This window comes from Streptomyces sp. NBC_01803 (assembly GCF_035917415.1).
Classification (GTDB): Bacteria; Actinomycetota; Actinomycetes; order Streptomycetales; family Streptomycetaceae; genus Streptomyces.
Map to the genome: position 1 here is coordinate 3,667,522 of NZ_CP109073.1, position 22,117 is coordinate 3,689,638.

The 22,117-nt window shown below is 71.6% G+C and carries 23 protein-coding genes; 12 read left to right on the plus strand and 11 right to left on the minus strand.

All coding sequences use genetic code 11. The annotated features are described in order from the left end of the window. Nucleotides 1-66 precede the first annotated feature (66 nt). The 3 genes from OIE51_RS16625 (at nt 67) to mqnC (ending at nt 3,748) form a co-directional block, all read left to right on the plus strand. On the plus strand, nt 67-921 hold the full coding sequence (locus tag OIE51_RS16625; protein WP_326598487.1) for a menaquinone biosynthetic enzyme MqnA/MqnD family protein: 855 nt from the start codon (nt 67-69) through the stop codon (nt 919-921). Nucleotides 922-923: 2 nt separating this feature from the next. Continuing rightward, nucleotides 924-2,471, plus strand: coding sequence for a serine/threonine-protein kinase (locus OIE51_RS16630; protein WP_326598488.1), 1,548 nt, complete (start codon nt 924-926; stop codon nt 2,469-2,471). A gap of 80 nt (nt 2,472-2,551) precedes the next feature. Then, nucleotides 2,552-3,748 (plus strand): cyclic dehypoxanthinyl futalosine synthase, encoded by a 1,197-nt coding sequence (gene mqnC / locus OIE51_RS16635; RefSeq protein WP_326598489.1) that lies wholly within the window; start codon nt 2,552-2,554, stop codon nt 3,746-3,748. 21 nt (nt 3,749-3,769) lie between these two features. Here the strand turns inward: mqnC and OIE51_RS16640 are convergent, their stop codons facing one another. The 9 genes from OIE51_RS16640 to OIE51_RS16680 all read right to left on the minus strand — a co-directional run bounded on the left by OIE51_RS16640 (nt 3,770) and on the right by OIE51_RS16680 (nt 13,191). After that, nucleotides 3,770-5,122: an ABC transporter substrate-binding protein gene (locus OIE51_RS16640; protein ID WP_326598490.1), complete on the minus strand. Its 1,353-nt coding sequence runs from the start codon at nt 5,120-5,122 to the stop codon at nt 3,770-3,772. Between the two features lie 15 nt (nt 5,123-5,137). Next, nucleotides 5,138-6,112 (minus strand): carbohydrate ABC transporter permease, encoded by a 975-nt coding sequence (locus tag OIE51_RS16645; RefSeq protein ID WP_326598491.1) that lies wholly within the window; start codon nt 6,110-6,112, stop codon nt 5,138-5,140. A gap of 11 nt (nt 6,113-6,123) precedes the next feature. Then, entirely contained in the window at nt 6,124-7,023 is a 900-nt protein-coding gene (locus tag OIE51_RS16650; protein WP_326598492.1) for a carbohydrate ABC transporter permease, read from the minus strand. A 7-nt stretch (nt 7,024-7,030) separates the two neighbouring features. Beyond that, a complete protein-coding gene (locus OIE51_RS16655; RefSeq protein ID WP_326598493.1) occupies nt 7,031-9,172 on the minus strand; it encodes an alpha-galactosidase in 2,142 nt (713 codons plus the stop codon). Between the two features lie 127 nt (nt 9,173-9,299). Then, nucleotides 9,300-10,214, minus strand: coding sequence for an LLM class flavin-dependent oxidoreductase (locus tag OIE51_RS16660; protein WP_326598494.1), 915 nt, complete (start codon nt 10,212-10,214; stop codon nt 9,300-9,302). A 118-nt stretch (nt 10,215-10,332) separates the two neighbouring features. After that, nucleotides 10,333-10,536 (minus strand): ferredoxin, encoded by a 204-nt coding sequence (locus OIE51_RS16665; protein WP_326598496.1) that lies wholly within the window; start codon nt 10,534-10,536, stop codon nt 10,333-10,335. Nucleotides 10,537-10,543: 7 nt separating this feature from the next. Beyond that, entirely contained in the window at nt 10,544-11,740 is a 1,197-nt protein-coding gene (locus OIE51_RS16670) for a cytochrome P450 (RefSeq protein WP_326598497.1), read from the minus strand. A gap of 279 nt (nt 11,741-12,019) precedes the next feature. After that, nucleotides 12,020-12,574 (minus strand): hypothetical protein, encoded by a 555-nt coding sequence (locus tag OIE51_RS16675; RefSeq protein WP_326598498.1) that lies wholly within the window; start codon nt 12,572-12,574, stop codon nt 12,020-12,022. A 77-nt stretch (nt 12,575-12,651) separates the two neighbouring features. Further along, nucleotides 12,652-13,191 (minus strand): GNAT family N-acetyltransferase, encoded by a 540-nt coding sequence (locus OIE51_RS16680; protein ID WP_326598500.1) that lies wholly within the window; start codon nt 13,189-13,191, stop codon nt 12,652-12,654. Between the two features lie 126 nt (nt 13,192-13,317). Here OIE51_RS16680 and OIE51_RS16685 point away from each other — a divergent pair, with 126 nt between their 5' ends. Next, complete coding sequence (locus OIE51_RS16685; protein WP_326598501.1) at nt 13,318-13,491, plus strand: hypothetical protein; 174 nt, start codon at nt 13,318-13,320, stop codon at nt 13,489-13,491. Between the two features lie 34 nt (nt 13,492-13,525). Beyond that, nucleotides 13,526-14,254 carry a hypothetical protein gene (locus tag OIE51_RS16690; RefSeq protein WP_326598502.1) on the plus strand — a complete coding sequence of 243 codons (729 nt, stop codon included), beginning with the start codon at nt 13,526-13,528 and terminating at the stop codon, nt 14,252-14,254. Here the strand turns inward: OIE51_RS16690 and OIE51_RS16695 are convergent. After that, nucleotides 14,244-14,657, minus strand: a complete 414-nt coding sequence (locus OIE51_RS16695; RefSeq protein WP_326598503.1) for a hypothetical protein — start codon at nt 14,655-14,657, stop codon at nt 14,244-14,246. The two genes, OIE51_RS16690 and OIE51_RS16695, sit on opposite strands and share 11 nt — an antisense overlap. 94 nt (nt 14,658-14,751) lie before the next feature. Here OIE51_RS16695 and OIE51_RS16700 point away from each other — a divergent pair, with 94 nt between their 5' ends. After that, nucleotides 14,752-15,462 carry a demethylmenaquinone methyltransferase gene (locus OIE51_RS16700; protein WP_326598504.1) on the plus strand — a complete coding sequence of 237 codons (711 nt, stop codon included), beginning with the start codon at nt 14,752-14,754 and terminating at the stop codon, nt 15,460-15,462. Nucleotides 15,463-15,493: 31 nt separating this feature from the next. Further along, nucleotides 15,494-16,795: a geranylgeranyl reductase family protein gene (locus OIE51_RS16705; protein ID WP_326598505.1), complete on the plus strand. Its 1,302-nt coding sequence runs from the start codon at nt 15,494-15,496 to the stop codon at nt 16,793-16,795. A gap of 83 nt (nt 16,796-16,878) precedes the next feature. Here OIE51_RS16705 and OIE51_RS16710 read toward each other — a convergent pair whose 3' ends face one another. Then, nucleotides 16,879-17,676 carry a C40 family peptidase gene (locus tag OIE51_RS16710; protein ID WP_326598506.1) on the minus strand — a complete coding sequence of 266 codons (798 nt, stop codon included), beginning with the start codon at nt 17,674-17,676 and terminating at the stop codon, nt 16,879-16,881. A 619-nt stretch (nt 17,677-18,295) separates the two neighbouring features. Between OIE51_RS16710 and OIE51_RS16715 the strand changes: the two genes are divergently transcribed. The 5 genes from OIE51_RS16715 to nuoE are packed head-to-tail and all read left to right on the plus strand — an operon-like array spanning nt 18,296 to nt 22,112. Beyond that, nucleotides 18,296-18,655 (plus strand): NADH-quinone oxidoreductase subunit A, encoded by a 360-nt coding sequence (locus OIE51_RS16715; protein WP_326598508.1) that lies wholly within the window; start codon nt 18,296-18,298, stop codon nt 18,653-18,655. A gap of 16 nt (nt 18,656-18,671) precedes the next feature. Next, on the plus strand, nt 18,672-19,226 hold the full coding sequence (locus OIE51_RS16720) for a NuoB/complex I 20 kDa subunit family protein (RefSeq protein ID WP_326598509.1): 555 nt from the start codon (nt 18,672-18,674) through the stop codon (nt 19,224-19,226). Between the two features lie 14 nt (nt 19,227-19,240). After that, nucleotides 19,241-19,951, plus strand: a complete 711-nt coding sequence (locus tag OIE51_RS16725; RefSeq protein WP_326598510.1) for an NADH-quinone oxidoreductase subunit C — start codon at nt 19,241-19,243, stop codon at nt 19,949-19,951. Continuing rightward, nucleotides 19,948-21,285, plus strand: coding sequence for an NADH-quinone oxidoreductase subunit D (locus tag OIE51_RS16730; protein WP_442812060.1), 1,338 nt, complete (start codon nt 19,948-19,950; stop codon nt 21,283-21,285). The genes OIE51_RS16725 and OIE51_RS16730 overlap by 4 nt, the downstream gene beginning before the upstream one ends. Further along, the gene (gene nuoE, locus OIE51_RS16735; RefSeq protein ID WP_326598512.1) at nt 21,282-22,112 is read left to right on the plus strand and encodes an NADH-quinone oxidoreductase subunit NuoE; all 831 of its coding nucleotides are present in this window, start codon (nt 21,282-21,284) and stop codon (nt 22,110-22,112) included. Before OIE51_RS16730 ends, nuoE begins: the two co-directional genes overlap by 4 nt. The last annotated feature ends 5 nt before the right edge of the window (nt 22,113-22,117 follow it).

Sequence of the window (22,117 nt, forward strand, 5' to 3'; positions counted from 1 at the left end):
ATCACCCATCGGATGGACCTGTCCCTGACCGTCGGCTCGCACGACCTCAGGCGTACCCTCCCAAGGGTGACTACACACCACCGGATCCGTCCCCGTGTCGGCCACATCCAGTTCCTGAACTGCCTTCCTCTGTACTGGGGTCTCGCCAGGACGGGCAGCCTGCTGGACCTGGAGCTGACGAAGGACACCCCGGAGAAGCTGGGCGAACTCCTCGTGAGCGGCCGGCTCGATATGGGTCCGGTGTCCCTGCTGGAATTCCTCCGCCATACCGATGAGCTCGTCGCCCTCCCCGACATCGCGGTCGGCTGCGACGGTCCGGTCATGTCCTGCGTCATCGTGTCGCAGGTGCCGCTGGAGCGACTGGACGGGGCGCGCGTCGCTCTCGGGTCCACCTCCCGCACCTCCGTGCGGCTGGCCCGGCTGCTGCTCGACGAGCGCTTCGGCGTCCGGCCCGTGTACTACACGTGCCCGCCCGACCTCGGCCTGATGATGCAGGAGGCCGAGGCGGCCGTGCTCATCGGCGACGCCGCGCTGCGGGCCTCCCTGCACGACGCCCCGCGGCTCGGCCTGGACGTCCATGACCTGGGACGGATGTGGCACGAGTGGACCGGGCTGCCGTTCGTCTTCGCCGTCTGGGCCGTCCGCCGCGACTATCTGCGCCGCGAGCCCGCGATGGTGCGCGAGGTCCACCGAGCGTTCCTGGCCTCCCGCGACCTGTCCCTGACCGAGGTGCACAAGGTCGCCGAACAGGCCGCCCGCTGGGAGGACTTCGACGCCGACGCGCTGGAGCGGTACTTCACCACCCTGGACTTCCGGTTCGGTCCCCGCCAGCTCGCGGGCATCACCGAGTTCGCCCGCCGCACCGGCCTGCCGGAGTCGGGCTCCGCCCGCGTGGAGCTGCTCGACCCCCGGGAGGCGTGACGATGGAGCCGCTCCAGGCCGGCGATCCGCGCGCCATCGGCGCGTACCGCATTGTGCGCCGGCTCGGCCAGGGCGGCATGGGGCGGGTCTATCTGGGGCGCAGCGCCGGCGGTCGCACCGTGGCGGTCAAGGTCGTCCACCCGCACTACGCCACCGACGCCCGGTTCCGCGCCCGGTTCGCCCGCGAGGTGGCCGCCGCCCGGCTCGTCGGGGGCGCCTGGACGGCCCCCGTGCTGGACGCCGACCCGGACGCCGAGATCCCCTGGGTGGCCACCGGCTATGTCGCCGGCCCCGATCTGCACCGCGCCGTGGACGCCCACGGCGCCCTCCCCCGGCACACCGTGCTGGCGCTCGCCGCCGGCCTGGCCGAGGCGCTGGCCGCCGTCCACGAGCGGGGGCTGGTGCACCGGGACGTCAAGCCGTCCAACGTGCTCCTCGCCCTGGAGGGCCCGCGGCTGATCGACTTCGGCATCGCCCGCGCCACCGACGCCACGGCCCAGCTCACGGCGACCGGCGCGACGGTCGGCTCGCCCGGCTACATGTCGCCCGAGCAGGTCATGGGCCGTCAGGTCGGCCCGGAGACGGACGTCTTCGCGTTCGGCGCGGTGCTGGCCTTCGCCGCCGGCGGCCGTCCGCCGTTCACCGGGGAGAGCGCGCCGCACCTGCTGTACCAGGTCGTGCACGAGGAGCCGAGCCTGGACGCGGTGCCCCAGGATCTGCGCGGCCTGGTCGCCGCCTGCCTGGCCAAGGACCCGGCCGCCCGGCCCGCCCTCAAGGAGGTGGCCGCCGCCTGCGCGGGCGAAGGCGGCGCGGCCGGCCTCGTCGGGCCCGGCTGGCTGCCCCAGCCGGTGGTCGAGGACGTCAGCCGCCGCGCGGTCGGGCTGCTTGATCTGGAGGAGGTTCCCCCGGAGGCCGTCGCGTCCGCGCCGGCCGGGATGTTCGGGCCGCCGACGACGCACACCGCCGGGATCACCACCCCGCCGTTCGGGTCCGGGACCTCCGCCGACTCGCCGCCGGGACGGCGGCGGGCCCGGCTGGTCGTCCCGGCCGTGGCCCTCGGCGTCCTGCTGCTGCTCGGCGGCGTGCTCGGGGCGGGCCTGCTCGACGGCTCCGGGGACTCCGCCGGATCGGGCGGCTCGGACGGCACGGACGGCGGCGGTGACAGTGACGGTGACGACGGCGGCGGTGGCGGCGACGCGCTGCCGGCCGAGTACGTGGGGGAGTGGGAGGGCCAGCTGACCGTGCTCGGCCTGCCCGGCGGCCCGCTGGCCCTCACCCTGGAGAACGGCCGGGTCGGCGACCGGGTCGGCACCGCGACCTCCTCGGACGCGATGGGCCTGTCCACCTGCGTGGACCGGCTGACGCTCAAGGAGGTCGGTGAGCGGGAGATCACCTTCGACGCCCGGGTCGACCAGGAGGAGTCCTCGCAGACCAACTTCTGCGTCGAGGGCGACTTCGAGGTCATCCTGAGCCTCGACGACGCCGGCGCGCTGCGCTACACGAGCAACCAGCCCGGTGGCGATCTGGAGGGCGAGCTGCGCCGCCCCTGAGGCACCCACCGGCCCGAGGGCCTTCGATGCGCTGGCGTACGCTGGGACGGTCGTTGCGATTCGCGTCGAAGGGATGCCCGATGGGCGAGAGCGCTGACCTGCGGACCGTGCTCGACCGTGCCGCCGGAGGTGGCCGGATCAGTCCCGAGGAGGCGCTCGCGCTGTACCGGTCCGCGCCGCTGCACGCGCTGGGGCAGGCGGCCGACGCCGTACGCCGCCGCCGGTACGCGGGGACCGAGCAGATCGCCACGTACATCATCGAGCGCAACATCAACTACACCAACGCCTGCGTGACGGCCTGCAAGTTCTGCGCCTTCTACGCCGCGCCCAAGAGCGAGCAGGCGTGGACCCGGGACCTCGACGACATCCTGCGGCGCTGCGAGGAGACCGTGGCGCTGGGCGGCACCCAGATCATGTTCCAGGGCGGCCACCACCCGGACTTCGGCGTGGAGTACTACGAGCGGCACTTCGCCGCGATCAAGGAGCGGTTCCCCCAGCTCGTCATCCACTCGCTGGGCGCGTCCGAGGTCGAGCACATGGCCCGCATCTCGGGCGTCACCGCCGAGGAGGCGATCCGCCGCATCCACGCCGCCGGCCTCGACTCGTTCGCCGGGGCCGGCGCCGAGCTGCTGCCGGCCAGGGCGCGGCAGGCGATCGCGCCGCTGAAGGAGTCCGGCGAGCGCTGGCTGGAGATCATGGAGACCGCGCACCGGCTGGGCGTGGAGTCCACCTCCACCATGCTGATGGGCACCGGCGAGACCAACGCCGAGCGGATCGAGCACCTGCGGATGATCCGCGACACGCAGGACCGCACCGGTGGCTTCCGGGCGTTCATCCCCTACACCTACCAGCCGCACAACAACCACCTGAAGGGCCGGACGCAGGCGACGCTCTTCGAGTATCTGCGGATGATCGCGATCGCCCGCCTCTTCCTCGACAACGTCGCCCACATCCAGGGCTCATGGCTGACCACGGGCAAGGAGGTCGGCCAGCTCTCGCTGCACTACGGCGCGGACGACCTCGGCTCGGTGATGCTGGAGGAGAACGTGGTCTCCTCCGCCGGCGCGAAGCACCGGTCGAACCGGATGGAGCTGCTGCACCTCATCCGCGCCGCGGGCCGCGTCCCGGCCCAGCGCGCCACCACATACGAGCACTTGGTGGTCCACGACGATCCGGCGAACGACCCGGTGGACGACCGTGTGGTGTCCCACCTGTCCTCGACGGCGATCGAGGGCGGCACGGCCCACCCGGAGCTGAAGGTGGTCAGCGCGGGCTGAGCGGTCCCCGGCCCGCGCGGCTCATTCGAAGAGGGCGTTGATCTCCTCGTTCACACCGATGAGCGACTCGACGGGGGCCTGGCCGGAGAGCACCGCCTCCATGGCCGGGGTGAGCAGCGCGGACACATCGGCCCCGTGGTCCGTGATGGGCAGCATGAACGTGGTGCCGTCGACCACCTGCTCGGTGAACGCGGAGACGTCGATGCCCTCCTCGGCGAATCGTTCCTCCGCGATCTGCCATGCCTCGGTGATGGCGGGGAAGACGACGCGGTGTTGGGCGACGATGCGCTGGCACTCCGGTGAGGCCAGGTACCGCACCCACTCCCACGACTCCTCCGGATGCTCGGTGCCCGCGGTGATGGAGTCGGCCAGCCCGTTGAACATGCTGGCCCGTTCGCCGGAGGGGCCGATGGGGGTCGGGGCGACGCCGACATCCAGGCCCTGGTAACCGAAGAACGTGCCGGTCATCCAGCTTCCGTTCGGAGCGATGGCGGCACGGCCCGCCGCGAGCTGGTCGCTGCTCTGGACGCCCCGCTGGGCCGCGAGGGTGGGCATGTAGCCCTTGTCGATGAGGGACTTGTACCAGGCGATGGTCTCCAGGAAGGCGGGATCGCCGTAGTTGTAGCCGGTGCCCCACGGGTTGGTGTCGGTGGGCTGCCAGCCGTTGGAGGCGGCGTACATCGACCACTGGGTCTGGCCGTGGTTCTCCCCTCCGCCGTTCTCCATCCACAGGCCGTAGACCGCCACGTGGTTCTTGTCGAAGCCGGGCTCGTCGCCCCGCACCCCGTTGGCGTCCACGGTGAGCCGGGCGATGAGGTCCTCGTAGGTGCCGCCGTCCTCGGGGTTCCAGGTGATGCCGCTCAGGTCCTCCTCGGTGAGGCCCGCCTCCTCGATCATCTCCCTGTTGTAGAAGAGGGCGATGGTGTCCCAGTCCTTGGGCAGGCCGTATCGGTGGCCGTCCTGGCCGACCCACAGGTCCGCCAGCCCCTCCTCGTAGATCTCCAGAGGTACGTTGTCGCGCTCGATGAACTCGTCGAGCGGCAGCAGCAGATCGCGGCTGACGTAGTCCGGGTACTTCGCCAGGTGGTCCGTGAAGACATCCGGTGCCGATTCGGCGACGGAGCCCAGCGCCAGGCCGGTCCAGTAGTCGCCCCAGCCGCGCTGCTCGATGCGGATGTTGATGTCGGGGTTCGCCTCTTCGAAGGCGTCGGCACACTCCTGGTAGGCGGGCTGCTGGTTGGCGTCCCACAGCCAGTAGGTGATCGTCGTGGCCCCGCCGGCGCCGACCGGGCTGCCGCAGGCCGCGAGGGGGACGGCGAGGGCGACCGTCGCTCCGGCCGCCACCGCGCGGGCGCGTCGTGTGGTGCTTCGCATGGCTGCGCCTCTCTTCTACTTCACGCCGGAGAACTGGATGGAGTTGACGATCTTCCGGCCGAAGGCGAGGAAGAGGAGCATGGTGGGCACCGCGGCCACCAGGCTCGCGGCCATCAGCCCCGCCCAGTCGGGTCCGGTCTGCGGGGTGGCCGCCCGGAAGGCGCCGAGCGCCACCGTGAGGACGCGCACGCCCTCCTCCTGGCCGACGAGTTGCGGCCAGAAGTACTCGTTCCAGGCGTTGATGAACGTGAGGATCCCGAGCGTGGCCATCGGGGCGGAGCTCATCGGCAGGATGATCCGGAAGAAGACCCGCAGGTATCCGGCGCCGTCGATCAGGGCCGCCTCCTCGACCTCCCGGTTGATGCCGAGGAAGAACTGCCGCAGGAAGAAGACGGCGAAGGGTGTCATGAAGAGGAACGGCGCGATGATGCCGGGCAGGGTGTTGAGCAGGTTGAGGTTCTTGATCAGCACGAAGTTGGGCAGCAGGGTGAAGATCGGCGGCACCATCAGCGCGGTGAGGAAGAGGAAGAAGACCTTGTCCCGGCCCGGCCAGCGCAGCCGGGCGAAGGCGTAGGCCGCCAGCGCGCTGAAGAACACCTGGCCGACGGTGATCACGGTGGAGACGATCACCGAGTTGCGCAGGTAGAGCCAGAAGTCGAGGGACGCGCCCGAGCCGCCCTCGGCCTGTGCCTCCGCGCTGGTCGCGGTGCCGAGCACCCGTTCCAGCGGGCCCCAGGTGAAGTCCACGGGCAGCCACGAGGACGGCTCCGTGAACAGCACCCGGTTGTTGGACAGGGCGGTGCGCAGCATCCACAGGAACGGCGCGATGGTGATGGCGATGAAGAGCACCAGGGCGGTCCAAGCGAGGACGCGGCCGGGGCTGAACGGTCGCCGTGTGCGGAGCCGGTGGGCCGGCCGGGTGGAGGTGGCGGTCGTGGTGGACTCGGAGCGGAGTGGGTCGGTGCCGGCCGGCTGAACAACAGCGGTCATCACGGCCTCCTTCAGGACTGGTCGGATTCGCCGGCCCGCATCAGCTTGAGCTGAGCCAGGGCCACACCGGCGAGGATGAGGAACAGGACCACCGCGATCGCCGAGGCGTAACCGAAGTCGAAGCGGGTGAACGCCTGGTCGTAGATGTAGTACTGGATGACCCGGGTCGTATCGACCGGACCGCCCTGCGTGGTCACGGCGACGGTGTCGAAGATCTGCCAGGACCCGATGACGGTGAGGATCATGACGAGGGCAAGGACCGGCCGCAGCAGGGGCAGCGTGATGCGGAAGAAGATCCGCACCTCACCGGCGCCGTCGATGGCGGCGGCCTCGTACACGTCGCGGTTGATGGTCTGGAGCCCGGCGAAGATCAGCAGCGCCGTATAGCCAAGGTGGCGCCAGACGTTGGTCAGGGCGATGGTGGGGATGGCCCAGTCGGGGTCGCCGAAGAAGCCGATGCGGTCGATGCCGGCCCAGGCGAGCGTCTCGTTGAGGATGCCGAGGTTGTAGTCGGCCATCCAGTACCAGACCATGGCCACCACCACGTTGGATATCAGGTAGGGCAGCAGGATCATGCCGCGGATCACCGTGGACCGGGTGAGGCGGTGGATCAGCACCGCCAGCCCGATGGCGAGCACGGTCTGCACGCCGATGTTGATGACGACGTACTGGAGGGTGACCCACAGGGAGTTCCAGAAGACGTCGTCCTCCACCAGCCTGCGGTAGTTGTCCAGCCCGGTGAACTCGGGGGCGGTGAGCAGGTCGTAATCGGTGAGGCTCAGATGGAGGCCGCGCAGGGTGGGCCAGGCGTAGAAGGTGAGGAAGCCGAGCAGGGCGGGCGCCAGGAAGGCGTACGCGACGGCTGTCTCTCTGCTGCGCCAGCGGGGGGCGTCGGTGGGAGCAGTGGACATGGGCCCCTCACTTCCTTGTAAGGGTGACCAGAACGATCTGGTCGGGGTGGAGGTGCGGTATCTGAAGCCCGGTCAGTTCCAGGAGGCGGCCCGGCAGGGTGGTGCCGCCGGGTGCGAACCAGTCGGGCCGACCGCGTTCGAGTCCCGGGGTCGTCTCCCCCGGGGGCAGGACCTCGACCCGGTAGCGGGCGTCGGGGTCGAGGCCGCGCAGCCGGACCCGGCCGTGCGGGGTGGTGAGGGGGGTCGCCACGGAGGCGAGCGCGAACACGGCCTCCGAACGGTCCTGGGCGACGACGCCGTACGCCGTCAGAGCGGGGTCCGGGTGGTCCACGCGGATGACGGAGCCGGAGTGGATCAGGCCGCGGAGTCGCTTGTAGTCGGCGACCCAGCGCGCGAGTTCGGCACGTTCGGCCTCGGTGGCGCTCATCAGGTCCCACTCGATGCCGAAGTGGCCGAAGAGCGCGGTGCCGGCGCGGAAGGACAGCTCGTGGACCCGGCTGGTGACGTGGGAGCGGGGGGCGCCCACGTGCGCGCCGATGAGTTCCGGCGGGAGGAGGAGCTGGGTCCAGCGGTTGATGGCCTGTCGTTCGAGGGCGTCGATGCAGTCGCTTCCCCAGACCCGGTCGGTGTGCTCCAGGATGCCGAGGTCGACGCGCCCGCCGCCGCCGCAGCAGGACTCGATCTCCAGCCCGGGCCGGCGCGCGCGCAGCTCGGCCATCAGGCGGTAGACGGCGTGGGTCTGGCCGTGGACGGCGGGCTCGCCGTGCGGGGAGTGGCCCGCGTCGGACAACTCGCGGTTGTGGTCCCACTTCAGGTACGCGATGTCGTACTCGGAGAGCAGGGCGTCCAGCCGCTCGAGGATGTACGCGTACGCCTCGGGGTGGGTGAGGTCGAGGACCTGCTGGTTCCGGATGGTGCCGGGCAGCCGGCCGCCGGTGGCGAGGATCCACTCGGGGTGGGCGCGGGCCAGGTCGGAGTCGGGGTTGATCATCTCGGGTTCCACCCAGAGCCCGAACTCCATGCCGAGGCCGTGGACGTGGTCGATCAGCGGGTGCAGCCCGTCGGGCCATATGGTCTCGTCCACGTACCAGTCGCCGAGCCCGGCGTGGTCGTCGCGGCGGTGGCGGAACCAGCCGTCGTCCAGGACGTACCGCTCGGCGCCGACCTCGGCGCCGAGGTCGGCCAGGCGCTTGAGTTTGTCCAGGTCGTGATCGAAGTAGACGGCCTCCCAGGTGTTGACGATGACCGGGCGGGGGCTCACCGGGTGGGAGGGGCGGGCGCGGAGGTACTCGTGGAAGCGGGCGGAGAGCGCGTCGAGCCCCTGGTCGCTGTGGGCCGCGTACAGCCACGGCGCCGTGTACTCACCGCCGGGCGCGAGGGTGATCTCGCCGGGCATCAGCAGCTCGCCGGCGCCGATGACGGCCTCGCCGGTGTCCAGGCGTTCGGCGGAGACCTTGTGGTTCCCGCTCCAGGCCAGGTGGATGCCCCATATCTCGCCGGTGCCGAAGCCGAAGCCGGGCGTGCCCGCCGCCAGGAGCAGGGGGGCGTCGTGCCCGGTCCGTCCGCGCCGGGTCTCCCTGACCCGGGAGCCGACGGTGAACGGCTGCCGCTGCGGTGCCCGCTCACGGGCCCAGCGGCCGGTGAGGTCGAACAGCTCGGCGGCCTGCACCGGCACGGGGAGGGCCAGGGCCAGGGCGTCGACGGTGTACGAGCGGGTGGGGTCGTCGTTGCGTACCGCCGCGCGGGTGCGGATCAGGCCGGACGGCGTCAGCTTCAGCTCGATGCGGAGGCTGAGGGCGGCCTGGGCGTCGGCCGCCGCGACGCGGAGGGATGAGCGGTTCCGCTCCAGGTCCGTGACATCGAACAGCGGGGACCAGTCCCGGCCGCCCTCCCGGTGCCCGACCAGACCGGGGAGCCCGGACCATCCCGTGGCGTGCTCGGGCAGCAGCCCGGCGGGCGGGGTGATGTCGATGGTGCCGGCGGGCGACGGCATGACCGCGGCGTCCGCCAGCCGGGCCAGGTCGTCCCCGGTCGGCTCGCCGAGGTCGGCGCCCCAGTGCAGCACGCGGGGGATCCGTGGTCCCCGGGTGTCCAGAACGAGACTCGTGCGCGCCGCGCGCAGATGCAGGATGCCGTTGGGTTCGGTCACGGCACGCACCTCCCCTATGAGTGATCGCTTTCGGGTGTGTTTGTTGCTGTGTGAATATGTTGTAATCAGAGGGGAGTGTCAAGAGTTTGTGTGGCGGGTTTTGCCTCCGCGTAACCTCCGGGTGATGTCAGGCGCTCGCGGCGCGGAACGTGAAGGCAGGCTCGTGGCGGGCTCCCGCTCGCTCCAGGGCCCCGGCCAGCAGGCCCACCTGCACGGGCGCGGCGGAGCACGGATACAGCACGACGTCGTCGGCTCCCGCCCCGGCGAGGGCCGCCAGGGAGGCGCTCAGCTTCGCGTCGGAGTCCAGCACGTCGGCGCGCACCGGGGCGTAGTACGGGGACTTCTCCTCGGGCCCGTAGTAGTGGGCGATGTACCGGGAGGCGACGGCCTCCGCGTCCGGGCCGCAGGAGAAGTAGCGCCCGGTGACCACCCGGGGCCGGTCGGTGCGGCCCGCGGCCCGCCACGCCGCGCGGACGTGTCCGACGCCGGCGGTGAGCAGCGCGTCGCCCATGAGCGGCGCGACCCAGCCGTCGCCGGAGCGGGCCGCGCGGGCGAAGGAGCGCGGGACGGTGCCGCCGATGAGCAGGCCGGGCCGGTCCGTGCCGGGCAGCGGCGCGGGTCCGGCGGCGCCGGTCACCTCGCCGTCCCAGACGGCGCGCAGCGTGGCCAGCGTGTCGTCGAGGATCCTGCCGTGCCCGGTGGCCGGGGCGCCGCTCGCGGCGAAGTCGTCCGGCCAGCCGCCGATGCCGAGACCTGCGGTCAGCCGTCCGCCGGAGACGAGGTCGACGGTGGCCAGCTGCTTGGCGAACAGGACGGCGTTGCGGCGCCAGCCGGCGTTCAGCACCGTGGGGAGCAGCTCGACGCGCTCGGTGACGGCGGCGGCGACGCCGAGGGTGACGAGCGGGTCGAGGACGTCATAGAGGAGGCGGTCGATCGTCCCCAGGGAGTGGAACCCCAGGCGCTCGCTCTCCTGGGCCCACCGCCCGACCTCGCGGGGCGAACGGCCGGGGACGGCGTTGGGCAGGCCGATTCCGATTCTCATGGGAGGGGACGATATGCCGGAACGTCCCCGTTCGTCCCGGTGGAACCGGCCGCCGTTCGGGTGCCGGTGGCACGGCGGGGCGCCGCCCGGGCGGGTGCCGGGCGACGCCCCGGGGCGCTCAGGCGCGCCGCTCCGTCACCGTGATCGTCTGACACGGGCAGAGCTGCGCGGCCTGCCGGACGGCGCCGTGCAGTCCGGTCGGCGGGCGGGGATCGAGCAGCACGACCGTGCCCTCGTCCTCACTCTGGTCGAACACCTGGGGGACCGTCAGCGCGCACATGCCCGCCCCGCAGCAGCGGGACGTGTCGACCTCGATCCTCACCGGGCGCCTACCACGCGACCGGCAGCTCGTAGACCCCGTACACCTGCATGTCGTGCCGGAGCCTGATCTCCTCGGGCGGCACGGCCAGGCGCAGGTGGGGGAAGCGCCGCAGCAGCGCCGTCAGCCCGACGCGCAGCTCGATCCGGGCGAGCTGCTGCCCGAGGCACTGGTGGGCGCCGTGGCCGAACCCGAGGTGCGAGGTGGCGGAGCGGGTGACGTCCAGCAGCTCGGGGTGGTCGAACCGCTCAGGGTCCCGGTTCGCCGCCGTCAGCGACACCATCACCACCTCACCCTTCCTGATCAGCCGCCCGTCCACCTCGACGTCCTCAAGCGCCGCCCGGGTGGGGCCGTGGTGCACGATGCTGAGGTAGCGCAGCAACTCCTCGACCGCGTTGTCCGTCAGGGACGGGTCGGCGCGCAGCGCGGCGAGCTGAGCGGGATTGGTCAGCAGGGCGAGGACGCCCAGGGCGAGCTGGTTGGCGGTCGTCTCGTGCCCGGCGACGAGCAGCAGGTAGGCGATCGACGTCAGTTCCTCGTCGGTGAGCTCCGGGTCGGCCGCCATCAGGCCGCTGAGGATGTCGTCCTCGGGCGCGGACCGCTTGCGCACCACGAGGTTATGGAGGTACATGGTCAGGCCGCCGAACGCCTTGGCCAGCTCCTCCAGATCGGAGTTGAAGCTGCTCCAGACGGCCGTGTCGTGCTGGAAGCGCTCCCGGTCGGCATAGGGCACCCCCAGCATCTCGCTGATCACCAGGGACGGCAGCGGCAGCGCGAAGTTCTCGAAGAGGTCGGCGGGTGAGCCGATCCGCTCCATGGCGTCCAGGTGCGACTCGGTCACCTTCTCGATCCAGTCGGTGAGCAGCCGCATGCGGCGGACGGTGAACTGCCCGACGAGCAGCCGCCGGTAGCGCTGGTGCTCGGGGTTGTCATGCTGGATGAAGATGCCGGGCGGCGCGCTCGGGGACTGCTCCAACTCCCCGACGCGCGGTACGGGCGGGTGCTTGAGCTCGCCCCGCGCGCTGAAGCGGGGATCGGCGAGCACGGCCCGTGAGACGGCGTAGCCGGTCGCGAGCCAGCCGAGGTGTCCGTCGGCGAATGTCATCCGGGCGAGGGGCGCGTGGGCGCGCAGCGCCTCGATGTGCGGCGGCGGGTGGAAGATCCCGTCGCGCACGGTCGTGTAGGTGGTCGGTGTGGCCTGGTCCATGGATTCGCCTTCCACATCGCTGGCGAGTATCAGACCGCGGGCGGGCGGCGCCGGGAAGGCGGTTCGGATGATCTTCGGACAATCCGGTGGGGCGGGGTTTCGGGGGCCGGGGCGGCAGGCGGCGCGTCCCGGCCGTCCCGCTCCGCCCGGCGTATGTGGCGTCAGCGGGGGGTGGCCGGGGATCTCGGCGCTGGTGACGTGACCGGTTCCCGCCGCTCGCGCGTCCCGGAAGGGTGAATCGTCATGCGCCGCGTTGACGCCAGGGGCCGGGCGCGGTGGTCACAGGGTCCAGCAGACCGAGTCCTTGTCGGGCGCCGGCCGCGCCGTCCAGGCCGAGCGGTCGGCGTACTCGTCCCAGTACCGGACGGCGCCGTAGTAGAGGCCGTACGCCCAGTACTCGGGCAGCTCGTGGCACATGATGTCCGGGTACGCGCCGAACTCCTGGTCCTTGAACGCCTCGTTGACCCGCGCCACGGCCTCCGCGTAGGTGATGCCGAACTCCGCGACCATGAAGCGGGCGATGTCGCCGAAGTACCGCTGCATGCCCGGGTCCTCGGTCGCCATCAGGAAGTCCTTCGCCCGGTACCGCACCAGGAACGGGTTGGCCGCCCGGTTGATCTCGGCGGCCGGTACGACGGGGCGGAGCTCGACGTCGTATAAGCGCAGCAGCTCCGGCGACTCCAGGAAGGTGACGCCCAGGCCCTGGCGGAGGATCACCAGCAGGTTGAACGGCGTGAGCTGGAAGCCGTCCAGCTCCCGGAGCGCCGCGATCACGTCAACGAAGTCACTTCCGTCCCGGGCGAGTCTTCGAGCCTCCTCGATGGCACGCTTCACGTAGGCGGGTCCTCCCATGCGGACGCGGGACGGGGGCGGGACGGAGGCGTCAAGGTAGCCAAGGAGGGAGGCCCGGATCAAGACCGCCCCAGCTCCACCCAGGCTCTGACCTCGCCGTCTTCCTCCGCCGTCCGGGCGCCCAGGGAGGCCAGGACGCGGCGCATCGCCATGTTCCCGGGGGTGGTCTCCGCGTACAGGCACGCCGCGCCCGACGCGCGGGCGAGCGCCACCAGGTCGCGCAGGACCGCGCCGCCGACCCCCATGCCGCGTCGGGAGTGGCCTATCCACAGCCCCGCCTCCAGCGTGCCGGCGGGGCCATCGCCCGCGCGCGGTCCCGCCGCCGGCGGCGGGCAGAGCCGGGCCGCGCCCGCCACCCGGCCGCCGACAACGATCGCGTACACCGTCTCCACCGGCTCGGCCGCCAGCGCCCGCGACCGGTGGAACGCCAGGAACGCGGCCCGCCGCCGCTCCGTCCACCCGGCCGGCCCGGCCACCGGCGGCATCACCTCCAGCGGGTCCGCGTCCGCGACGGCCGCCGCCAGCAGCGCGGGCAGCCCCGCCTCGTCCAACGGCCGCAGCCGCACGTCCTGACCATTCATGCCCGCCATGCCCGCCATGCCCGCATCCTCTCGCGCGTCCGCCCGCCCGCCCGTACGTCCGCCCGTCCGCCCGTCTGCCCGTCCGCGCGCCCGCACGCACGCCGAGAAGTCGCTGGGCGGTCCGGATCGCGGTCCAATGAGGGTATGGGTGAACTCATCGAGACCTGGACCAAGCGGCTCGTCGAGATGGCGGCGGACGGCATCGACGAAGCCGCGGCGCGCGAACTGGTCACGGAGATCTGGGACGCGGCGACGCTCGACGAGGTCGACGCCTACGAGGGCGTGGTGGCCGAGCGGGAGGCGGAACGTGAGGAGTGACCGTTTTCGGTAGGGTCCCGAGCTTGTGAGGACCGTGAGGACCATTCTCTGGCTGCACGAGCCCGGCGGGCCGGATCTGCGGCCTCATGCCGACCTCGGACTGCCCGGGGCCGTCGCGCGCGAGGTCAGGGCGCGTGGGGTGCGGCGGGTCGGCCGCGGTGAGTGGCGCGTCGTCGGCCGGCCCGAGCGGGAGCTGACCGAGGGCGACGGCACGCTCGACGACTACCTCCGGGCGCGCGGGCGCGGCGGGCGGCGCTTCGTGCTGTGGGCGGACGCCGACCGGCGCCAGGTGCTGGCCCGGGTGGTGACCACGTCCGCCCCCCGGCGCCGCGAGGCGTGCTACGAGGTGCTGGACGCGCGGGGCGGACGGCTGGCCGTGGTGACCCGCAGGCCGGCCGGATGGGGGCGGCGGGTGCGGTGGTCCGTGTGGCAGACCGGGCGCCCGGCGGCGGCCGTCGGGCACAAGGGGCGCCTGGTGTGGTGGGTGGTCTGGTGGATCCTGATGCCGTTCAGCTCCGCGCTGGTCTTCCTCACCTTCCTCCAGTTCGAGGGGGTGATGTCCCCGCGCCGGACGCGGCTGCGCGTCGACGGCGACGTGGTGCTGGACTACCTGACCTCACCGGGCAGCTCGCAGCGCTTCGACTCGCTGGAGGTGCGCGCCGACTGGTGGGATCTGCGGGTGGCGGCGGCGGTGCTGCTGCTGTTCCGCAGCCATGTCAACCGCCTGCACGGCATCGGCTGGGACGACGCCGTCACCCGCTGACGGGCGGCGGCAGGGCCACCGGCAGACCGCCGAGGAGCCGGGTGAGCACCTCGCCGGGCAGCTCACGGGCGGAGGCGCCCTCGGTGACCGGACCGGTCAGCATGGCCGTGCTGAGGCCGGGGAAGTCGGCCACCTGGGTGCCCGCCGCGTTGGACAGCGGGTCGGTCGTGGTGTTGGCGAGCGGGTCGAGCTGGAGATCGAGGGCCGGATCGACGGCGGACTGGAGCGAGCCGGTCGTCGTCGCCACCACCCCGTTCACCGTGTCGGCCACCACCGGCACCGTGCCGACGCCGAGGTCGTCCGGCAGGATCTCCGCCGACGCGCCGCCCGCCGAGGCGAGCAGGGCACCCGTGGTCAGTCCGGCGAGGCACAGGGCGCGGGAGGGCTGGGATCGGTGAGTCATGGCAGGCACCGTAGTGGCCCCACCGCGCACCGATCACGTCCGTATCGGGCAAGTCCCACGAACGGAGCAGCGGGGCATCGGTGAGAATGACCCAGTGACCCGTGCCTCCCTGGACAAGAAGCCCCGCGAAGTAGCCGCGATGTTCGACGCCGTCGCGGCGCGTTACGACCTCACCAACGACGTGCTGGCCCTCGGGCAGAACCGGCGATGGCGCGGGGAGGTGGCCCGGGCGGTCAACGCCCGGCCGGGGGAGCGGGTGCTCGACCTCGCGGCCGGGACCGGCACCTCCTCGGAGCCGTTCGCCGCCGCCGGGGCGTTCACCGTGCCGTGCGATTTCAGCCTCGGCATGCTGGGCGAGGGCAAGCGGCGCACCGCGTGGATGCCGTTCACGGCCGGGGACGCGACGCGACTGCCGTTCGCCGACGGGGTGTTCGACGCCGTCACCATCTCCTTCGGACTGCGGAACATCGAGGACACCGACACCGCGCTGCGCGAGATGCTGCGGGTGACCGTGCCCGGCGGGCGGCTGGTGGTCTGCGAGTTCAGCCACCCGACGTGGGCGCCGTTCCGGACCGTCTACAGCGAGTACCTGATGCGGGCGCTGCCCGTGGTCGCCACCCGCGTCTCCAGCAACCCGGAGGCGTACGTCTACCTGGCCGAGTCCATCCGCGCCTGGCCGGACCAGCCCGCGCTGGCCGCCAGGATCGGGGCGGCCGGGTGGCACCGGCCCGCCTGGCGGAATCTGTCGGGCGGCGTGGTGGCCCTCCACCGGGCGGTCAAATCCTCCCGGCCCCTAGACTCCTGACCGATCCCCAGTCCCGCGCGGACCCAACCGAATGGGAGAGCCTTTCGTGGCCGAGACCGCCGTCGAACAGAACACCGCCGACGTCATCGTCGTCGGGGCCGGGCCGGCCGGCTCGGCGACCGCGTACCACCTGGCCCGCACCGGGCTCGACGTGCTGCTGCTGGAGAAGACGGCCTTCCCCCGCGAGAAGGTGTGCGGGGACGGACTCACGCCGCGCGCGGTCAAGGAGCTCGTCGCCATGGGGATCGACATCTCCGAGGAGGCGGGCTGGCTGCGCAACCGGGGGCTGCGCGTCATCAGCGGCGGCCGGCAGCTCCTGCTCGACTGGCCCGACCTGGCCTCGTACCCGGATTTCGGGCTGGTCCGCAAGCGCGACGACTTCGACGAGCAGCTCGCGCGGGCGGCGGAGAAGGCGGGCGCCCGGCTCTTCGAGCGGTGCAACGTGTCCGGGCCGGTGCGCGACGAGCGGACCGGGCGGATCACCGGCGTCGAGGCGCAGCTGGGGGAGGACAAGCGCCGCGTGACGTTCCACGCGCCGCTCGTCGTGGCCGCCGACGGGAACTCGTCGCGGCTGTCCCTGGCGATGGGCCTGCACCGCGACGCGCGCCGGCCCATGGCGGTGGCCGTCCGGACCTACTTCACGAGTGAGCGCTCCGACGACGACTACCTGGAGAGCTGGTTCGAGCTGCACGACCGGCGCGACGGGCAGGACCGGCTGCTGCCGGGCTACGGCTGGATCTTCGGGATGGGCGACGGCACGGCGAACGTCGGGCTCGGCGCCATCAAGGTGTCCTCCTCCGGCAAGGACCCGGACTGGCGCGAGGTGCTGCGCGCGTGGACGGCGAGCATGCCGGCCGAGTACGGCTTCACGCCCGAGACCATGACCGCGCCGATACGGGGCGCGGCGCTGCCGATGGCGTTCAACCGGCAGCCGCACTACGCGCGCGGGCTGCTGCTGGTGGGCGACGCGGGCGGCATGGTGAACCCGTTCAACGGTGAGGGCATCCCCTACGCCATGGAGTCCGGGCGGATCGCGGCCGACGTGATCAGCGGCGCGCTGATCCGGCGGACGCCCGCGCAGCGCGAGCAGGCCCTGGCGCGGTACCCGCGGGTGCTGAAGGAGACCTACGGCGGCTACTACACGCTGGGCCGGGCCTTCGCTCACATGATCAGCCAGCCGAAGTTCATGCGGCTGGCCACCCAGCGGGGGCTGAACCACCCGGGCGCCATGCGGTTCCTGCTGAAGCTGCTGGCGAACCTGACGGACCCGCGCGACGGGGACGCCGTCGACCGGGTGATCAACGCGCTGACGAAGGTCACGCCCCGCGCCTGACGCGAGGCGGCGGGGCGTGACCCACGGACGGGGGTCGATCGGGGGATCGGCCCCGATCGGGGGATCCGGCCCGATCGGAGGATTCAGAGGACGCGGATGGCTCCGGACGGGCTGTCCCATCCCAGGTCGCGCTCCGCGACGCCGGTCGAGGGGTTCTGCGCGCCGATGAAGGTGCCGTTCCCGGTGTAGATCGCGACGTGGTAGGCGCTGCCGAGGCCGCCCCAGTAGAGGATGTCGCCGGGCTGGAGGGCGTCGAGCGACACCTGGGTGCCCGCGGTCGACTGTGAGGCGGCGACGCGCGGCAGGGAGACGCCGACGGTGGCGTAGGCGGCCTGCACGAGGCTGGAGCAGTCCCAGGCGCTGTCGCCGGTGGCGCCCAGGGCGTACGCGTCGCCCAGCTGGGCACGGACGAAGTTCACGATGGCGGCGCCGGAGCCGCCGCTCACGGGGGAGGCGGCCGGGGCCGCGCTGGTGGTGGCCGTGGCCGCCTCCTGGGCCCGCGCGGCGGCGGCTTCCCGCTCCTCGCGCTCCCTGGCCCGGCGCTCGGCCGCTTCCTGCTCCGCGCGGCGCTCCGCGGCGGCCTCACGGGCCTGCGCGACGGCGCGGTCCTGGGCTTGCTGCCACTCGTTCTGGATCTGGGTCTCGCTGACGTACGCCTCGGTGGCCTCGGCTGCCCGGGTGGCGCTGTGGGCGAGGACGGTGTCCAGCGTGGGGAGCTCTCCGGTCGACTCGGTCGGCTTCTCGTCGGCGGAGGCGGGGGTGGTCGCGCCGGTGACGGCGACCGAACCGACGACGCCCGTCAGGACGCCGCCACGTATGAGGCTGCCGGCACGCGACGAGCGAGGTTTTCGGTGCCGGCCTTGATAACGGATTGGGGACATGGGGATAACGGCTATCAGCACCGGGCGGTTGATCTCAATTAACGTGTGATGCGCCACAGTGGACGTGTACGCGCCGAGTTGCCGGGCGCTTTGTCCGGAACGTCGCTTCCGGCGGAAGCGGGCCCCGGGCGTCCGCCTTCCGCCGTGTCCTGCTGGTTGTCCGGATTGTCGGGTGGTGGTCGCGGGCCTAGCATGCCGGGCCCGTTCGATCAATGTTGCCGCCTCGTTACCGACCCGGGGCGTGGCGCACGTCACTTCCCCATACCGCCTTCACGTCCCTTCATCAGTTGAACGACCGGGCGCTCTACCATCGGGCCGGTTCCGCGTGCGAATTTGCCCGCCCGTGACCGCCGGTGATAGTGCAAGCCACCCGATTACGGGTCGAATGCCCGGCTCCCTTCCTGTCGCGTCGTTGGCCAACTACCTTGTGTGGCGCATCCTGAACGGGTGCTCCGACCTCGGCTTCGGTGAGGTGGGAGAGATCACAAAGATTGTTGGGCGACCCCGTGTCGAAGGTCACAGGCGGTGAGGCATAGGATGCCTCCAGCTTTGTGAACTGACTCACATAGCAGTGATCTTCGTGCTGGCAGTCGCCGTCGACTGGAAGGAGCGAGGTGCGGTGAACGCGTATGTTCCCATCCTCGTACTAGGGGCCCTGGGAGCCGGCTTTGCCGTCTTCTCGGTGGTCCTGGCCGCTCTCATCGGCCCCAAGCGGTACAACCGGGCGAAGCTGTCGGCCTACGAGTGCGGAGTCGAGCCCACCCCGCAGCCGGCCGGCGGCGGAAGATTCCCCGTCAAGTACTACCTGACGGCGATGCTCTTCATCATCTTCGACATCGAGATCGTCTTTCTCTATCCCTGGGCCGTCCACTTCGACTCCCTGGGGATGTTCGGGCTCGCTCAGATGCTGGTTTTCGTGGGACTCATCGGCGTCGCGTACGCATACGACTGGCGCCGCGGAGGACTCGAATGGGACTAGGAGAGAGGCACTCCTGATGGGGCTCGAAGAGAAGCTGCCCAGCGGCTTTCTGCTCACCACCGTCGAGAACATGGCCGGGCTGGCCAGGAAGTCCTCCGTCTTCCCCGCCACCTTCGGCCTGGCCTGCTGCGCCATCGAGATGATGACGGCCGGGGCCGGGCGCTACGACCTGGCCCGCTTCGGCATGGAGGTCTTCCGGGGCTCGCCCCGGCAGGCGGACCTCATGATCGTGGCCGGCCGGGTCAGCCAGAAGATGGCGCCGGTCCTCCGCCAGATCTACGACCAGATGCCCAACCCCAAGTGGGTCATCTCCATGGGCGTCTGCGCCTCCTCGGGCGGCATGTTCAACAACTACGCCATCGTCCAGGGCGTCGACCACGTCGTCCCGGTCGACATCTACCTGCCCGGCTGCCCGCCGCGCCCGGAGATGCTGATGGACGCGATCCTCAAGCTGCACGCCAAGATCCGCGAGGAGAAGCTCGGCGTCAACCGCGAGCAGGCGGCCCGCGAGGCGGAGGAGGCGGCGCTGAAGGCGCTGCCGACGATCGAGATGAAGGGTCTCCTCCGGTGAGCGGTGGTGAGCAGGTGAACGAGAACACAAACACAAACGAGCTGCCCGCCGCCCGGGGGGAGGCCGGGGAGGCCATCGCGCACCGGCGTGGGATGTTCGGCGCCAACAACGGCGGCGACACCACCGGTTACAGCGGCCTCACCCGCACCGTCCGGATGCCCGGAGCCACTTCACGTCCCTACGGCGGGTATTTCGACGAGGTCGCCGACGAGCTCGAAGGGGCTCTGGAGGAGCAGGGCGTCGATCCGGGGCAGGCGATCGAGAAGACCGTGGTGGACCGCGGCGAGATCACGTTCCACATCGCCCGCGAACACCTGCCCCGGGTGGCCCGGACGCTCCGCGACGACCCGGCCCTGCGCTTCGAGCTCTGTACGGGGGTCAGCGGGGTGCACAACCTGGCGGACACCGGACGCGAGCTGCACGCCGTATACCATCTGCGCTCGCTCACGCACGGGCGGCTCATCCGCGTGGAGGTCAGCGCGCCGGACAGCGACCCGCACATCCCGTCCCTCGTCCCGGTCTATCCGACCAACGACTGGCATGAGCGCGAGACCTACGACTTCTTCGGCATCGTCTTCGACGGCCACCCCGCGCTGACCCGGATCATGATGCCCGACGACTGGCAGGGCCACCCGCAGCGCAAGGACTACCCGCTCGGCGGCATCCCCGTCGAGTACAAGGGCGCCCAGATCCCGGCACCCGACCAGCGGAGGTCGTACACCTGATGACCACACACGCGACCCGGCCCGCGGAGGCCAGGGAGACCACGGAAGGCACCGTCTACACCGTCAGCGGCGGTGACTGGGACGAGGTGGCCCAGGGCGTCGCCGAGCGCGGCGACGACGAGAAGATCATCGTCAACATGGGTCCGCAGCACCCCTCCACGCACGGCGTGCTGCGGCTCATCCTGGAGATCGACGGCGAGACGGTCACCGAGGCCCGGGCCGGCATCGGCTACCTGCACACCGGCATCGAGAAGAACCTCGAATACCGGACCTGGACCCAGGGCACGACGTTCGTCACGCGCATGGACTACCTCACCCCGTTCTACAACGAGGCGGCGTACTGCCTGGGCGTGGAGAAGCTGCTCGGCATCACCGACGACATTCCCGACCGCGCCACCGTCGTCCGCGTGCTGCTGATGGAGCTCAACCGCCTCTCCTCCCACCTGGTGTGCATCGCCACCGGCGGCATGGAGCTGGGCGCCAGCACGGTCATGGTGTACGGCTTCCGCGACCGCGAGCACACCCTGGACCTCTTCGAGCTGATCACCGGCCTGCGGATGAACCACGCCTTCATCCGGCCCGGCGGCCTCGCCCAGGACCTGCCGCCCGGCGCGGTGGACGCCATCCGCGAGTACGTCAAGAAGATGCGGAAGAACCTGCCGGAGTACGACAAGCTCTGCACCACCAACCCGGTGTTCAAGGCCCGCCTGAAGGACATCGGCTATCTCGACCTGGCCGGCTGCCTCGCGCTCGGCGCCACCGGCCCGATCCTCCGCTCGGCCGGCCTCCCGCACGACCTGCGCAAGACCGATCCCTACTGCGGGTACGAGACCTACGACTTCGAGGTCCCGACCACCGACACCTGCGACTCCTTCGGCCGCTTCCTGCTGCGCCTGGAGGAGATGCACCAGTCGCTGCGGATCATCGAGCAGTGCCTGGAGCGGCTGGAGCCCGGCCCGGTGATGGTCGCCGACAAGAAGATCGCCTGGCCCGCGCAGCTCGCCCTCGGTCCCGATGGCCTGGGGAACTCGCTGGACCACATCAAGAACATCATGGGCACCTCCATGGAGGCCCTCATCCACCATTTCAAGCTGGTCACCGAGGGCTTCCGGGTCCCGCCGGGGCAGGTCTACACGGCCGTCGAGTCCCCCAAGGGCGAGCTGGGGGTGCACATGGTCAGCGACGGCGGCACCCGCCCGTACCGGGTGCACTTCCGTGACCCCTCCTTCACCAATCTCCAGAGCATGGCCGCGATGTGCGAGGGCGGCATGGTCGCCGATGTCATCGTCGCCGTGGCGTCCATCGACCCCGTGATGGGAGGCGTCGACCGATGACGGACGTGCATCTCGGCATGCCGGACCTGCCCGCGCCCACCTACCCGGCGGAGGTGCGCGCCCGGCTGGAGGCGGACGCGGCGGAGGTGATCGCCCGCTATCCCGACAGCCGCTCCGCGCTGCTGCCGCTGCTGCACCTCGTGCAGTCCGAGGAGGGGTATGTCACCCGCACCGGCACGCGGTTCTGCGCGGAGGTGCTGGGCCTGACCACCGCCGAGGTGACGGCGGTCGCCACGTTCTACTCGATGTACCGCCGCAAGCCCTCCGGCGACTACCAGGTCGGCGTCTGCACCAACACCCTGTGCGCGGTCATGGGCGGCGACGCGATCTTCGCCGCGCTCCGCGAGCACCTGGGCGTCGGCAACGGGGAGACCACCGGGGACGGCAAGGTCACCCTGGAGCACATCGAGTGCAACGCCGCCTGCGACTTCGCGCCGGTCCTGATGGTCAACTGGGAGTTCTTCGACAACCAGACCGTCGAGTCCGCCAAGCGGCTCGTCGACGACCTGCGCGCCGGCCGTGAGGTCGCGCCCACCCGCGGCGCGCCCCTGTGCGACTTCCGGCAGACCGCCCGCATCCTGGCCGGCTTCCCCGACGAGCGCCCCGGCGCCGTCGCGGCCGGCGGCAGCGCGGGCCCCGCCTCGCTGGCCGGGCTCCGGCTCGCCAAGGGCGAACGGGGTCCCGCGACCGTGGCGGCCCCGCGCCGGCCCGAGCCCCCCACGGGCCGGGACTATCCGACGCACCCCAGCTCCCACGACGCCCCGCAGCCGAGCTCGGCCTCCGACCCGCACCACCCCGCGGGTCCGGTGACCGGGGAGGGTGAGTGACCACC